At 71.2% G+C, this 14,456-nt stretch carries 14 protein-coding genes; 1 reads left to right on the forward strand and 13 read right to left on the reverse strand.

Translation table 11 applies throughout. The features are described from left to right. Positions 1-40: 40 nt before the first annotated feature. The 13 genes from FRZ03_RS03965 to FRZ03_RS04025 all read right to left on the reverse strand — a co-directional run bounded on the left by FRZ03_RS03965 (position 41) and on the right by FRZ03_RS04025 (position 14,011). Positions 41-445, reverse strand: a complete 405-nt coding sequence (locus tag FRZ03_RS03965) for a roadblock/LC7 domain-containing protein (RefSeq protein ID WP_146463736.1) — start codon at positions 443-445, stop codon at positions 41-43. Further along, complete coding sequence (locus FRZ03_RS03970) at positions 442-2,094, reverse strand: ATP-binding protein (RefSeq protein ID WP_261398539.1); 1,653 nt, start codon at positions 2,092-2,094, stop codon at positions 442-444. The genes FRZ03_RS03965 and FRZ03_RS03970 overlap by 4 nt, the downstream gene beginning before the upstream one ends. Positions 2,095-2,431: 337 nt before the next feature. Beyond that, positions 2,432-5,284, reverse strand: a complete 2,853-nt coding sequence (locus FRZ03_RS03975; protein ID WP_146463737.1) for a DEAD/DEAH box helicase — start codon at positions 5,282-5,284, stop codon at positions 2,432-2,434. A gap of 129 nt (positions 5,285-5,413) precedes the next feature. Continuing rightward, entirely contained in the window at positions 5,414-6,358 is a 945-nt protein-coding gene (tatC, locus tag FRZ03_RS03980) for a twin-arginine translocase subunit TatC (protein ID WP_186785240.1), read from the reverse strand. Positions 6,359-6,403: 45 nt separating this feature from the next. Then, positions 6,404-6,697, reverse strand: a complete 294-nt coding sequence (gene tatA, locus FRZ03_RS03985; RefSeq protein ID WP_146463738.1) for a Sec-independent protein translocase subunit TatA — start codon at positions 6,695-6,697, stop codon at positions 6,404-6,406. 235 nt (positions 6,698-6,932) lie between these two features. Further along, positions 6,933-7,127, reverse strand: coding sequence for a hypothetical protein (locus FRZ03_RS03990; RefSeq protein ID WP_146463739.1), 195 nt, complete (start codon positions 7,125-7,127; stop codon positions 6,933-6,935). A gap of 42 nt (positions 7,128-7,169) precedes the next feature. Beyond that, positions 7,170-7,463 carry a hypothetical protein gene (locus FRZ03_RS03995; RefSeq protein WP_186785241.1) on the reverse strand — a complete coding sequence of 98 codons (294 nt, stop codon included), beginning with the start codon at positions 7,461-7,463 and terminating at the stop codon, positions 7,170-7,172. 154 nt (positions 7,464-7,617) lie between these two features. Beyond that, positions 7,618-8,637 carry a helix-turn-helix transcriptional regulator gene (locus FRZ03_RS04000; protein WP_146463740.1) on the reverse strand — a complete coding sequence of 340 codons (1,020 nt, stop codon included), beginning with the start codon at positions 8,635-8,637 and terminating at the stop codon, positions 7,618-7,620. A gap of 14 nt (positions 8,638-8,651) precedes the next feature. Beyond that, positions 8,652-9,629: a helix-turn-helix transcriptional regulator gene (locus tag FRZ03_RS04005; protein WP_146463741.1), complete on the reverse strand. Its 978-nt coding sequence runs from the start codon at positions 9,627-9,629 to the stop codon at positions 8,652-8,654. Between the two features lie 147 nt (positions 9,630-9,776). Beyond that, positions 9,777-10,148 (reverse strand): FKBP-type peptidyl-prolyl cis-trans isomerase, encoded by a 372-nt coding sequence (locus FRZ03_RS04010; protein ID WP_146463742.1) that lies wholly within the window; start codon positions 10,146-10,148, stop codon positions 9,777-9,779. 84 nt (positions 10,149-10,232) lie between these two features. Beyond that, entirely contained in the window at positions 10,233-11,237 is a 1,005-nt protein-coding gene (locus tag FRZ03_RS04015; RefSeq protein WP_146463743.1) for an FKBP-type peptidyl-prolyl cis-trans isomerase, read from the reverse strand. A gap of 143 nt (positions 11,238-11,380) precedes the next feature. Further along, the gene (gene pafA / locus FRZ03_RS04020) at positions 11,381-12,742 is read right to left on the reverse strand and encodes a Pup--protein ligase (protein ID WP_146463744.1); all 1,362 of its coding nucleotides are present in this window, start codon (positions 12,740-12,742) and stop codon (positions 11,381-11,383) included. 9 nt (positions 12,743-12,751) lie between these two features. Beyond that, positions 12,752-14,011, reverse strand: coding sequence for an MFS transporter (locus FRZ03_RS04025; protein ID WP_146463745.1), 1,260 nt, complete (start codon positions 14,009-14,011; stop codon positions 12,752-12,754). 123 nt (positions 14,012-14,134) lie between these two features. Here FRZ03_RS04025 and FRZ03_RS04030 point away from each other — a divergent pair. After that, on the forward strand, positions 14,135-14,456 hold a 322-nt coding region (locus FRZ03_RS04030), incomplete at its 3' end, for a LacI family DNA-binding transcriptional regulator (protein ID WP_146463746.1).

Raw genomic sequence — 14,456 nt, forward strand, 5'->3', positions numbered from 1 at the left:
GGCGGCGGGCCCGGCCGGCGCCGGGTGCGTCGTGGACGGGTCATACGGTCTGCCCGTCGCGCCGGGGCGGGCTGGTGAGGTGGGCGCCGATCCGGACGACGAGGTCGCGCATCATGCCGCTCATCCGGCCCGGTTCGCAGGTGACGTCGGCGAGCACGGCGAGGTAGGCGTTGGCGCCGGCGTTCATCAGATAGAAGTAGCCGCCCTCGATCTCCACGACGACGACCTTCATCTCGCCGGCGCCGGGGATCTCCTGGATGATGGCGCCGGCCAGGCTCTGCAGGCCCGCGCAGGCGGCGGCGACCCGGTCGGCGGCGTCGGGTTCGCCGCCGTAGCGGGCGATGCGCAGGCCGTCGGAGGAGAGCACCACGATCATCTGGATGCCGGGTACTCCGTCGTTGAGCTGCTTGAGCATCCAGTCGAAGTTGCCTCGCTGCTGGATCACCGGATGGTCCCCTCGTCGTCGGCCTCGGTGGGGGCGGCCGAGTCATCGATCAGGTGCAGGTACTTGGTCGGGTGGAGCGTGAAGTCGGTCAGCTCGGGGGCGGTGGCGCCCTCGGGCATGCCCTTGCGCAGTCCGTCGAAGAAGTCGTCGATCCACATGCCCGGCGGGCGTTCGATCAGCTTCCGGCGCTCGGGGTCCGGCTCGGGCCCGGGTTCCTCCCGGGTCCGCGACCAGATGGTGGGCCGGCCCTCGTGCTCGGCCCGTTCGATGGCCGCCTCCTCGGCCCAGCGCCGGCTCAGCGGGACCTTCACCCGGCTGCGACGCTGCGGCAGCCCGCCCGCGGTCCACTCGGTGACCTCGGGGACGTCGTCCTCCATGGAGATCCCGGCGGGGATCTTGGGGCTGGTGGGGCGGCGCTTCTTGGGGCGGCGCCTCGGGCCCTCGACGGCGCCGAGTTCGGGCATCGGGATACCGGTCGCGCCGATGCCGTGGGCGACGCCGACACCGGGCTCGGTGGTGGTCATCACGCGCGGCACGATGAGGATCGCGCGCAGGCCGCCGTAGGCGGAGGTGCGCAGCGAGACCTCCATGTCGAACTGCTTGCAGAGCCGGCCGACGACGGCGAGGCCGAGGCGCGGGTTGTCGCCGAGGTTGTGCGCGTCGTCGCCGTTCTTGGCGTCCTCGATCATCTTCTCGATGCGCACCCGGGACTCCTCGTTGAGGCTGACCCCGGCGTCCTCGATCTCGATGACGATGCCGGTCTGCACCTCGACGGCGGTGACGTGCACCTTGGTGGTGGGCGGCGAATAGCGGGTGGCGTTGTCGAAGAGTTCGGCGGCGGCGTGGATGACCGGCTCGACGGCGGTGCCCTTGATGTTGATGTTGCAGATGGACGCCAGGTGGATGCGGTGGTAGTCCAGGATGCGGGACATGGCGCCGCGCAGGGTGCTGTAGAGGGAGACCGGCAGGGGCCACTGGCGGCCGGGGCGGCCGCCGCCGAGGACGCCGATGGTGTCGGCGAGCCGGCCGATCAGCGAGCTGCCGTGGTCCAGGCGCAGCAGATCGTCGAAGACCTCCGGGTTGCGGCCGTGGTCCTCCTCCATCTCCCGCAGTTCCACGGCCTGCTGATGGACGATGGCCTGCACGCGGCGGGCGATGCTGACGAAGGAGCGCTCGGTGGCGATCCGCATGGTGATCTCGTGGTCGGCGCCGCGCAGCGCGACGCGCACCATCTCCCGGTAGGAGTCGGGCAGGACGCGCAGCTCGGGGTCGGCGTCGTAGACGTTGGTGAGCACGTCGCGGAGCATCTCGCCGCGGGACAGCCGGGCGAAGGCCCAGGGCAGGATGTCGGTGGCGAAGCGGTGGATCAGGACGTCGTGGTCGGCGAGCCGCTCCTGAAGGTGCGCGATGTCGCGGGCGTGCGCGGCCTGTTCCGCGCGCAGCAGACGGCCGCGCCGGGCGGCCTCGGCCGCGGTGACGAGCACCAGCAGCAGGGCCAGGGCGGCGCACAGCCCGACGGCGGTCCGGGCCTGCCCGGATACCAGGGCGACGGCGGCCGCGCCTGCCGCGGCCATCACTATGGCCGGTGGCAACAGGACGCGTGCGTAGGGTCGTTCACGGCGACCGGGCGGCTTCTGAACACTCACCATGGATGCCTTCTGGGACGGATCGGCTGGGGGATCGGCTGGGTGCCGGGAGGAATTCCGGGGGGAAGATTCATGGCGCGGACGGGATCTTCTCCGCATCAGGGAACAAGTGAGCGAAGTGCCTCAACTCGGTGCGCCGCGGGCGAGCTTAGTCCGACCGGAGCAACGCCCGTGTCATATTCGGCGACCGCCTGACACCACCCCCGCACCCGGGGTACGCTCGTCCCCATTTACACGCTGTGCATCCGCTCGAACACGTGCAGTCACCACGTACGGGCATACGAAAACCGGCTCACCACCAGGGGTGAACCGGTCGTCGCGTCGTCCGGCGTGGTGTCGGTCAGCCCACCGACGAGTAGGCCACCACGCCCCGCAGCAGCTGGTCGACGGCCTTGCGCGCGGCCTTGGCCACGGTCGAGCCGTCCGCGGGCGCCGCCGCGGAGATCTGCCCCAGCACATCGATGACCTGCTTGCACCAGCGCACGAAGTCGCCCGCCGGCATCTCCGCCTCGCGCAGCACCTCGTCCAGGCCCTTGCCCGACGCCCACATGTAGGCGGCCCAGGCGAAGCCCAGGTCCGGCTCGCGCTGGCCGACCCCCTCGGTCTGGTTGATCCGGAACTCCTCCTCCAGGCCGTCCAGCCGGCCCCAGATCCGCACCATCTCCCCCAGCGCGGCCTTCGCCTTGCCGGAGGGCAGCTTGGGCGCCAGCGCGTCGTCGCCGACCCGGGCCTCGTACACCAACGCCGAGACGCAGGCGGCCAGTTCGGCGGGCGCCAGCCCCTCCCAGACGCCCTCCCGCAGGCACTCGCTGGCCAGCAGGTCCAGTTCGCCGTACAGCCGCGCGAGGCGCCGGCCGTGCTCGGTGACCTCGCTGCCGCGCAGATAGTCCAGCTCGGTCAGCAGGGCGACGATCCGGTCGAAGGTCCGCGCGATGGTGTTGGTGCGGCCCTCGATCCGGCGCTCCAGCTGCGAGGTGTCGCGCAGCAGCCGGTGGTAGCGCTCGGCCCAGCGGGCGTGGTCCTCACGGTCGTTGCAGCCGTGGCAGGGGTGGGCGCGGATGGCGGTGCGCAGCCGGGCGATCTCCCGGTCGTCGGCGGCCTGCGAGCGCTTCTTGCGGGCCCGCTCCGGCGGGATGTGCCCGGCCTTGGTGCGCAGCGCGGAGGCGAGGTCCCGGCGCGACTGCGGCGAGCGCGGGTTGAAGGACTTCGGGATCCGCATCCGGTCCAGCGGCTCGACCGGCACCGGGAAGTCCATCGACGCCAGCCGCTTGACCTGCCGCTCGGCGGTCAGCACCAGCGGGCGCGGACCGTCCTGGTGGTCGAACCCGCGGTGCCCGTTGGAGCGGCCGGCCGGCAGGCCCGGGTCCAGCACCAGCGCGAGGCCCGCGTACTTGCCCGTCGGCACATGGATGACGTCGCCCGGCCGGAGCTTCTCCAGGGCGACGGCGGCCTCGGCGCGGCGCTGGTGGGCGCCCTGCCGGGCCAGCTCCGTCTCCCGGTCCTTCAGCTCCCGGCGCAGCCGCGCGTACTCCTCGAAGTCGCCGAGGTGGCAGGTCATGGACGCCTTGTAGCCGGCCAGCCCCTCCTCGTTGCGCTGCACCTGCCGGGAGATGCCGACCACCGAGCGGTCCGCCTGGAACTGCGCGAAGGACGTCTCCAGCAGCTCCCGGGAGCGGTGCCGGCCGAACTGCTCGACCAGGTTGACCGCCATGTTGTACGACGGCCGGAAGCTGGAGCGCAGCGGGTAGGTGCGGGTGCCCGCGAGCCCGGCCAGGTGCTCGGGGCTCATGGCGCGCTGCCACAGCACGACGGCGTGGCCCTCGACGTCGATGCCCCGGCGGCCGGCCCGCCCGGTCAGCTGGGTGTACTCGCCCGGGGTGATGTCGGCGTGCTGCTCGCCGTTCCACTTGACGAGCTTCTCCAGGACCACCGAGCGGGCGGGCATGTTGATGCCGAGGGCGAGGGTCTCGGTCGCGAACACGGCCTTGACCAGGCCGCGCACGAACAGCTCCTCCACGACCTCCTTGAAGGTCGGCAGCATGCCCGCGTGGTGGGCGGCGATGCCCCGCTCCAGGCCCTCCAGCCACTCGTAGTAGCCGAGGACGTGCAGGTCCTCCTGGGCGATGTGGGCGGTGCGCTCCTCGACCAGGGCGCGGACCTGCTCGCGCGCCTCCTCGTCGTTGAGCCGCAGGCCCGCGTACAGGCACTGCTGGACGGCGGCCTCGCAGCCGGCGCGGCTGAAGATGAAGGTGATCGCGGGCAGCAGGCCCTCGGCGTCCAGCCGCTCGATGACCTCGGGGCGGCCCGGCGTCCACACCCGCGAGCGCTGCCGGCGCTCCCGCTCCCGGTCGGCCTCGCGCATGGCCCGGCCCCGGCGCCGGTCCTGGTACGACGGCCGGGTCGCCTCCATCCGGGCGAGGCGCACCAGGTCGGGGTTGACGGCCTTCTTGTGGCCCTCGCCCTCCTCGAACAGGTCGTATATGCGGCGCCCGGCGAGCACGTGCTGGAACAGCGGCACGGGCCGGTGCTCGGAGACGATCACCTCGGTGTCGCCGCGGACGGTGTCCAGCCAGTCGCCGAACTCCTCCGCGTTGGACACGGTCGCCGACAGGGACACCAGGGTCACCGAGGCGGGCAGATGGATGATCACCTCCTCCCAGACGGCGCCGCGGAAGCGGTCGGAGAGGTAGTGCACCTCGTCCATGACCACGTACCCGAGGCCCAGGAGCGTCTGCGAGCCCGCGTACAGCATGTTCCTGAGCACCTCGGTGGTCATCACGACCACCGGGGCGTCGGAGTTCACGCTGTTGTCGCCGGTGAGCAGGCCGACCTTGTCGGCGCCGTAGCGGCGGCACAGATCGGCGTACTTCTGGTTCGACAGCGCCTTGATGGGTGTCGTGTAGAAGCACTTCTTGCCCTGGAGCAGGGCGAGGTGGACGGCGAACTCGCCCACGATCGTCTTGCCCGAGCCGGTGGGGGCGGCCACCAGTACGCCCTTGCCTGCTTCGAGGGCCTGGCAGGCCTCGATCTGGAAGGGGTCGAGGCCGAAGTCGTACATCTCGCGGAAGGACGCGAGCGCGGTGGCCTGCTCGGCTGCCCGCCTGCGGGCTGCCGCGTACCGCTCGGCCGGTGAGAGGTCCTCTGTCATCGTGCTTTCGAGCGTACCGGGCCCCACCGACAACAGGACGATCATTATCCCGAACGTGCGCTGATCGGCACGGCCGGTCGGCGCCGGCCCGGACACCGGGCCCGGACGGACGACTGCCCCCGTCCCGGGAAGGTCTCCCGGACGGGGGCAGCGCGCCTCGCCTCTGTGTGTGGGTCAGGTCACGTCGTCGTAGCCGTTGACCCGCTCGGAGCCCGGCGCCTCGGGAGCGCCGCTCGCGCTCACGGACTCCACCTCGCCGATCTCCTCGGGCGTCAGGTCCAGCACCGACGCCTCGTCGTCCGACAGCCCGTCGTCCGCGCGGCGGGCCCGGCGCCGGTCGTTGATCAGCGAGAAGGCCACCGCGATGAAGAACAGGGCCCAGATCGGCGCCGCCAGCGCCAGCATCGACATCGGGTCGGCGCCGGGCGTGGCCACCGCGGCGAAGGCGGCGATGCCGACGACCATGCCCCGCCACCAGCCGAGCATCCGCCGACCGGTCAGTATGCCCGTCAGGTTCAGCATGACCAGCAGCAACGGCATCTCGAAGGCGAGACCGAAGACCACCACCATGCGCGTGACCAGGTCGAGCAGCTTGTCCAGCGGCAGCAGGTTCTCCACCCCGGAGGGGGTGAGGTCGATCATCACCCGCGCCGTGACGGGCAGCACGTGGTAGGCGAGGAAGCCGCCGCCGAGGAACAGCGGGACGCCGAACCCGACGAACGCGTACGCGTACTTCTTCTCGTGCCGGTGCAGGCCCGGCGCGACGAACGCCCACAGCTGGTAGAGCCAGATCGGCGACGCCAGCACGACACCCGCGGTCAGCGAGGCCTTCAGCGCCAGCGTGAACGGGCCCAGCAGATCACCGATCGTGATGTGCGCGCAGTGGGTGTTGCTGTTCGCCTTCGTCAGCTCGCCGAAGGACTGGTGACAACCCACCGAGCGCAGCAGCGGCGCGGTGATCAGGTCGATGATGTCCTTGTAGAAGAAGGCGGACACGATCGTGACGACGACGATCGCGAGGACAGCCTTCGTGAGCCGGTTGCGCAGCTCACGCAAGTGATCCGCGAGCGGCATGCGCCCCTCGGGATCCCTCTCCTTCTTGCGGGCGGACTTGGGCAACCCACATCCTCATCTCGTGCAGCGGACCGGGGCCCGGTCCTCGCGTCAGCGCTGGGCGGAGTCGGTCGGCTCGTTGACCGGGCGGGAGCTGGTCACATCGCCGGGCGCGGCCTGGATGGTGCGCTGCGCGGGGGCCGGTTCCTCGGCGGACGACTGGGCGGTGGTGGCCGACTGCTTGTTGCCGCCGTCGTCCTTCATCGCCTTGGCCTCGCTCTTCAGGATGCGCGCGGACTTGCCGAGGGAGCGGGCCATGTCCGGAAGCTTCTTGGAACCGAACACGAGGACGATGACCAGAACCAGGAGCACCAGGTGCCACGGCTCAAGTGCGTTGCGGAACATAAGTCTTCACCTTCTCACTGAGGCGGGGCGACGGGGCTTGTCCGACTGATCGGACAGTTGTCCGACCATCGTGCCGGCAGCGATCGTATCGCCCGGGGGTGAACGTCGGACACTCCCCGTGCGTACTCCCGCTCTGCGGACCGCGCCTCGATCTCCGGGCCGCGACCAGCAGCGTACCTGGCCGAAGCGGCAACGTGACAGGGCGAAGTGACCCAAAGCGCATCACAGGACGACATCACAGGGCGTCCGCGGCCCGGGCCGCGCTCAGCGCGGAGCGTTCCAGGTCCTCGGCGGCCCGGTTGATGCGCCGCGCGGAGTCCGTGACCTGCTGCCCGAGGCGCCGCGCCTCCACGAACACCCGGACGGCGAGTACTCCCAGGACGGCGAGGCCCAGGAATCCCAGGGCTACCGCGAACATCGGCCAGAACATGAGGCCGAGCCTAGACCGTCCGGTGGCCCGGAGCGCATCCGGCTACACCGTGGAGTGCAGCCGCAGGGTCCGCACCCCGCCGCCGGTGAGCAGCTCGACGATGCGCTCCCCGGCCGGCTTGCGCACCGCGGCACCGCAGTCGGGGCAGGTGAAGGAGTAGAACGTGGTGCGGTCGCTCGCCCCGATGGCGAGGCGCAGCGCGCTCGCGGTCAGCTCGAACCGGCCCCGGCAGTCCGGGCAGCCGGCCCGGAACACCACGGGGCTCACTCTGCGCATTCCCGCGAAGGCGGTGGCCACCGTCATCTCGCTCGCACCGGACACCGCAGACTCGCTCACAGCCGCCACTCCTTCTCCGCCGGTCGTCCCGGTCGTACCGGCGGCCGGTCCGCCGGTCACTGCGCCGCTCACCGCGCCCGCCGCCGCGCCGCTCGTCCGCCGGGGCCGCGCCGCCCCGGGCCCGACGGGCGGGCGGGACCCGCCGCCCGGCGCCTCACCGCCGCCCCTCGACGACGTCCCCCGCCGCGTCCGGCGTGCCGTCGTACGCGGCCAGCGCCTCGCGGGCCGCGCGCCGGGCGCTCTCGGCCAGCTCGGGCGGGGAGACGATCCGGCCGTCGCCGCCCAGCCGCAGCGCGAGCCGGCGCAGGGACGCCGGGTCGGGGGTGCGCAGCGTGATCCGCAGCCCGCCGTCGGGCAGCTCCTCGGCGCTGTCGTGCGGGTAGTACTCGGCGACCCAGCGGCCGCCCGGGCCGACCTCGACCACCACCTCGGGGTCCTCGGCGGCCGGCTGGACCAGTCCCTCGGACAGGTCCCGCAGCTCCACCTCGGGCGGGGCCGCGGGCTCGTCCAGGACACGGATCTCGGCGACCCGGTCGAGGCGGAAGGTGCGCCGGGCCTCCGAGCGGCGGCACCATGCCTCCACATAGGTGTGGCCGACGCTGACCAGCCGGATCGGGTCGATCTCCCGCTCGGTGACCTCGTCACGGGCCGGCGAGTAGTAGCGGATCCACAGCCGACGGCGCTCGGAGATGGCCCGGTCGACGTCCGCGAAGACACCGCCCTCGGACTCGAAGGTCACCGACAGCCGGGAGCTGGCGCCCGCGGCCTCGCCCGCCGCCGTCTCCACCTTGGCGGTGGCGCGCAGCAGGGCCTGCCGGTCGCCCTCGCGCAGCCCGGGCAGCGTGGCGACCGCGCGGGCCGCCACCAGCAGCGCGGTGGCCTCGTCGGCGGCCAGCCGCAGCGGCTCGGCGGCCTCCTCGCCGAGCGCGGCCGGGTTGTGCCACCAGATGCGCTCGCCGTCGGTGTCGATGTCCAGGAGATCGCCGCCGCGGAAACTGGTGCCGCACATGGGCAGCAGATCCAGGTCGGCGACCAGCTCGTCCTCCGTGATCCCGAAGGCCCGGGCCACATCGGCGATCCGCGCCCCGGGGCGCTCGCGCAGATACGTCACCAAGGAGAGCATCCGACGGGTCTGGTCGATGGCGTTCACGGCCCTGGCCGGTTTGCCTGCCACAGTCCTGCTCCCCCTCAGCCCTTGGCCACGGCACGCAGCCGGTCCACCACGTCGGCCCGCAGCTCGGCCGGCTCCACGACCACCACGTCCGGACCGAACTCCACCAGCCAGGCGTCCAGACCGTGCCCGTAGGGGATCTCCAGCTCGTCCCAGCCGTCGCCCAGCTCGCGCACCTTGACGGCCTTGGCCCGCAGCGGGTAGCCGGCGCCGGAGCGCAGCCGGATCAGCGCGGAGCGGTCCGCGCTCTCCCCGGCCCAGCCCGCCACCGTCTCCCGCACGGTGACCACGTCGGGCACCGGCGCGGTGAAACCCGTACCGCGCGAGCGCACCTTGCCGGTGATCCGGGACAGCCTGAAGACCCGCTCGGCGCCCCGGCCGCGGTCGAAACCGGCCAGGTACCAGTGGCCGCGCCAGCACTCCAGCGCCCACGGCTCGACATGCCGGGGCTCGGGGCGGGCCGCGGTGGCCTTGCGGTACTCGAACACCACCGGACGGCGGTCGCGGCAGGCCAGCATCAGCGGCTCGAAGGCGGCCTCGTGCACCGGGATGCGCGGCTCCAGCGCGCCGTGCGCCTCGTACGGGTCGACCTCCTCGGGCAGCCCGGCGGCGCGCAGCTTCTGCAGGGCGCCGCTGGCGGCACCGGCCAGCCGGGCCTGCTGCCACACCTTCGCGGCCAGGCCCAGGGCGGCGGCCTCCTCGGCGTCCAGGGTGATGGGGGGCAGCCGGTTGCTGTCGCGGCGGGCGAGATAGCCGACCTCGCCGTCGATGTTCTCGACGGTCTCGATCACCAGACCCAGCTCGCGCAGATCGTCCTTGTCACGCTCGAACATCCGGTTGAAGGAGTCGTCGCTGCCCGCGCCGGCCTTCTCCGGCCGCGCGGCCTCGACGTATGCCTCGATGGAATCGCGCAGCTCGCGCTTGCTGAGCGGACGCCGTGCGCCGAGCAGACACAGCGCGAGGTTCATCAGCCGCTCGGCCTTGGCAATGGCCATCGACGCCCTTCGCCTTCCCTGTTGTGCTTCCGATCGTTGACCGTACCGCTCCCGGGCGCGGTGGCAAAAGCCGAGGGCCCATGCCCGGACAGGCATGGGCCCCACACGGTCGGATCCGGTCGGATACGGCCGATGGCTCGGGGTGGCTCAGACCGCGATCAGGTCCACCACGAAGATCAGCGTCTCGCCCGGCTTGATCGCCGGGGTCGGGCTCTGGTCGCCGTAGGCGAGGTGGGCCGGGATGGTCAGCTGACGGCGGCCGCCGACCTTCATGCCCTGCACGCCCCGGTCCCAGCCCGCGATGACCCGGCCGCCGCCCAGCGGGAAGCGGAACGGGGTGCCACGGTTCCAGCTGGCGTCGAACTCCTCGCCGGTGCTGAAGGCGACACCGACGTAGTGCACGGTGACGACCTGGCCCTCCTTCGCGACCTCCCCGTCACCCTCCCAGATGTCCTTGATCTCAAGGTCCTTCGGGGCGTCGCCCTCGGGGAAGTCGATCTCGGGCTTCTCGATGTTCACGTCAAAAGCTCCTGCGTAGGTACGACACGAAACGCCGCCAGTCTTTCATCTCCGCGAAGCCACCGCCCGACGCGGACGCCCCGGCTACATGGCGGCCAGGATGTCCACCGTGAACACCAGCGTCGCGCCCTTGCCGATCGGGCCCCCGCTCGGCGGATTGTTCCCGTACCCCAGCTGCGGCGGCACCACGACCAGCACCCGGCTGCCCACCTTCTTGCCGGTCAGCCCCTGCGCCAGCCCCTTCACCGTCTGCTGCATCTGCGCCAGCGAGAACTGGCTGAGCCGGCCCGAGCCATAGGTCCGCTGGAACGTCTTGCCGCCGTCCCACACCAGCCCCTGGAACTGGCACAGCACCGTCTGGTCCGCCTTCAGCCGCGCACCGTCGCCCTCCAGCACATAGGCCGACACCAGCTTGTCCGGCGCGGCGGTGTGCGGCACCTTGACCGCGGGCACCGCGCCGTCGGTGTTGGTGCCCACCCTCGGCAGCGCGGGATCGTTCTGCGGCACGACCCGGCCGCGCGCCGAACTCTTCGAGTTGAACGAATCGATCAGATCGATCACGAAGACCAGCGTGTCCGTGCCCTTGATCCCCGCCTGCGCATCACCCGACTTGCCGTAACCCCAGGTCGGCGGCACCGCGATCTGCACCCGGCTGCCCGTCCTCTTCCCGGTCAGCCCGTACCGCCAGCCGTCGATCAGAGTCCCCTGCGCCAACTGCATCACCAGCGGGGCATGCCGGTCGTACGAATTGTCGAACACCTTGCCGGTGTCCCAGATCTGCCCCAGATAGTTCGCCTGGACGAAATCGTTCTCCGCGACCGCGCGACCACGGCCCGGAAGCACCGTCCGCACCGCGAGGTTCTTCGACGGATCACCCGTCCCCTTCGCCACGGTCGGCTTCTCACCGAACCGCTTGCCCGCCGTGATCGGCGGCAGCGGCCCGTCCACGATCTTCGGCGGCGGAGGCGCGCTCGGCGCCGACGGCGAAGCGGACGCCTCCGAGTCACTCGGACCGGACGAGCCGCCACACCCGGCGAGCGTGACCAGACCTGCGGGAACGGCGGCGAGAAGCAGTGAACGTCGGCGCACGGAAAAGCCTCGTAATCGGTCGGACTTGCGGATGACGTGCGCGCAACTCTACGACCGAGAAGGGCGCCGCACCCGAAAGGTACGACGCCCGTGTGGCGTTCCGGCACTCCACCACCGGACGCACCACCTCACCCGGTGACCGCCTACATTCCGGCGATCAGCTTCTCCACCCGGTCGTCCACCGAACGGAACGGGTCCTTGCACAACACCGTGCGCTGCGCCTGGTCGTTGAGCTTCAGATGCACCCAGTCCACCGTGAAGTCCCGGCGCTGCTCCTGCGCCCGCCGGATGAAGTCACCGCGCAACCGCGCCCGAGTCGTCTGCGGCGGAACCGACTTGCCCTCGAAGATCCGCACGTCATTGCAGACCCGCGCCGCCTGCCCCTTCTTCTCCAGCAGGTAGTACAACCCACGCCGGCGGTGGATGTCGTGGTACGCGAGGTCTATCTGCGCGACCCGCGGATGCGACATCGTCATGTTGTGCTTGGTCCGGTACCGCTCGATGAGCTTGTACTTCATCACCCAGTCGATCTCGGTGGCGATCCGGTCCAGCTCCTCCGTCTCGATCGCCTCCAGCGCCCGGCCCCACAGCTCCAGCACCCGCGCGACCGTCCCGGTGCGGATACCACGGCGGTCGCAGAAGTCCACGGCCTTGTCGAAGTACTCGCGCTGCACCTCGAGCGCCGACGCCTCACGGCCACTGGCCAGCCGCACCTTGCGCCGCCCGGTGATGTCGTGACTGACCTCCCGGATCGCCCGGATCGGGTTCTCCAGCGTCAGATCCCGCATCACCGTGCCCGCCTCGATCATCCGCAGCACCAGGTCGGTGGCACCGACCTTCAGCAGCATCGTGGTCTCCGACATGTTCGAGTCGCCCACGATGACATGCAGCCTGCGGTAACGCTCCGCGTCCGCGTGCGGCTCGTCCCGCGTGTTGATGATCGGCCGGGAACGCGTCGTCGCCGACGACACACCCTCCCAGATGTGCTCGGCACGCTGACTCACGCAGTAGACGGCACCCCGCGGCGTCTGCAGCACCTTGCCCGCACCACACAGCAACTGCCGCGTGACCAGGAACGGGATCAGAATGTCCGCGAGCCGGGAGAACTCCCCGTGCCGCGCCACCAGATAGTTCTCGTGGCAGCCGTAGGAGTTGCCCGCCGAATCGGTGTTGTTCTTGAAGAGGTAGACGTCGCCCGCGATTCCCTCCTCGTGCAGGCGTCGTTCCGCGTCCACCAGGAGTCCCTCGAGAATGCGCTCGCCGGCCTTGTCGTGGGTGACCAGTTCGATCACATTGTCACACTCGGGTGTCGCGTATTCCGGATGTGAGCCCACGTCGAGATAGAGCCGGGCGCCGTTTCGCAGAAAGACATTGCTGCTGCGGCCCCATGACACGACACGGCGGAAGAGGTACCGCGCCACCTCGTCAGGCGACAGGCGGCGCTGTCCCCTGAACGTGCACGTGACGCCGTACTCGTTCTCCAGCCCGAAAATGCGGCGGTCCATGAGGGAACATTACGCCCGATCCGTTGAGCTGAAACGGGGTTCGACAGCACGATTTGGATCATTTTCCGATGAAGCCGCAACCACCGCCCCCCGCACAGGAGCTGCGAGGACCCGCCCGGTGGCGCACAACACCAGCAACGACACCGCCCCCGCGACCCCCGGCACCGCGAAACCCCACACCGTGCCACCGGCCTGGACCACCGGCCCCGTCAGGCCCGTCCCCACCGACGAACCCACCGTGAACGTCGTCACCAGCCACGAAAAGGCCTCCGTCACCGTCCCCCGCGGCGCATGCCGGTCCACCAGGATGAACGCACACGCGATACACGGCGCCAGGAACACCCCCGACACCACCGACAGCAACACCATCGCCACCGCACCCGGCACCAGCGTCAACGGCAGATAACACACCGCCAGAAGCGCCACCAGCACCCGCAGACGCCGCTCCGGCACCCCCCGCCACTGCCGCGCCCCGTACACCGAACCACCCACCAGCGCGCCAAGCCCCAGCCCCGCCATCATCCAGCCGTACACCGCGTCACCCCCATGACCGTCCGCGTACGACACCGCCGCCACCGTGATCGACCCCAGCGCGATCCCCACGAACAGGAAAGCGCCCAGCAACGCCAGCAGACCCGGCGACCGCAACGCCCCCAGCCAATGCGCCTCCCGCGGCGCCGACCGCCACGCCCGCGACGGCGGCGACACCACCACCGACAACGCGCCCAGCACCCCCAGCGCGTTCGGCACCAGCAGCGCCGCACGCGCGTCCCACACCGCCGCGCACACCGTCACCAGCAGCGGACCCAGCGTGAACATCACCTCCTGGGCCACCGCGTCCATCGCGTACGCCGCGTGCACCCGGTCCTCACGGCCCAGCACCGACGGCCACAGCGCCCGCAGCCCGCCCTCCAGCGGCGGCGCGCACAGCCCGGACACACCCACCGCCACGTACGCCAGCGGCAGCGAACCGGTGCCCGCGAACGCGAACACCGTCATCCCCGCCGCCGCCAGCACCGCCGCCGGCAACTGCACCCGCGGCTGCCCGTACAGATCCACCAGCCGCCCCAGCACCGGCTGACCGACCGCGTTCGCGACACCGTAGACGGCCGCCAGAGCACCCGCCAGGCTGTACGTACCCCCCGCGGCGCGCACGAACAGCACCAGCGCGATCGCCGCCGTCGCATTGGGCAGCCGCCCCACCAGCGTCCCGGTGAGCAGCCGCAGCGCATGCCGCGCCCGGAGTATCTCCAGATATCCCGTGGCCATAGTCGCGGCGCCTCCCGTGGCTCGCCCCAGGCGCCTCGACGCCCTCAAGTGTTACGTATAACTTCCGCACTCATACGTACCATGTGCGCAGTTCACGCGTCCAGGTGAAGGAGCAGGCCCCCAGTGGCACGCAGCAGCACGCGCCCGACCAGCCGCGACGTGGCCCAGGCCGCAGGCGTCTCCCAGGCCGCCGTCTCCCTCGTCCTCGGCGACAAATGGCGCGGCCGGGTCTCCGAAGCCACCGCCGAACGCGTCCGCCAGGCCGCCCGCACACTCGACTACCGGCCCAACCTCGCCGCCCGCAACCTCCGCCTCGGCCGCACCCGCACCGTCCTGCTCGTCGTCCCCGCCCTCACCACCGAATTCTTCGCCGGCGTCTACACCGGCGCCGCACGCGTCGCCGCCCAGCACGGCTTCGGCGTCGTCCTGTACCCCTCCCCCGAAG

Source organism: Streptomyces misionensis, from assembly GCF_007896895.1.
Taxonomy (GTDB): Bacteria; Actinomycetota; Actinomycetes; order Streptomycetales; family Streptomycetaceae; genus Streptomyces; species Streptomyces misionensis_A.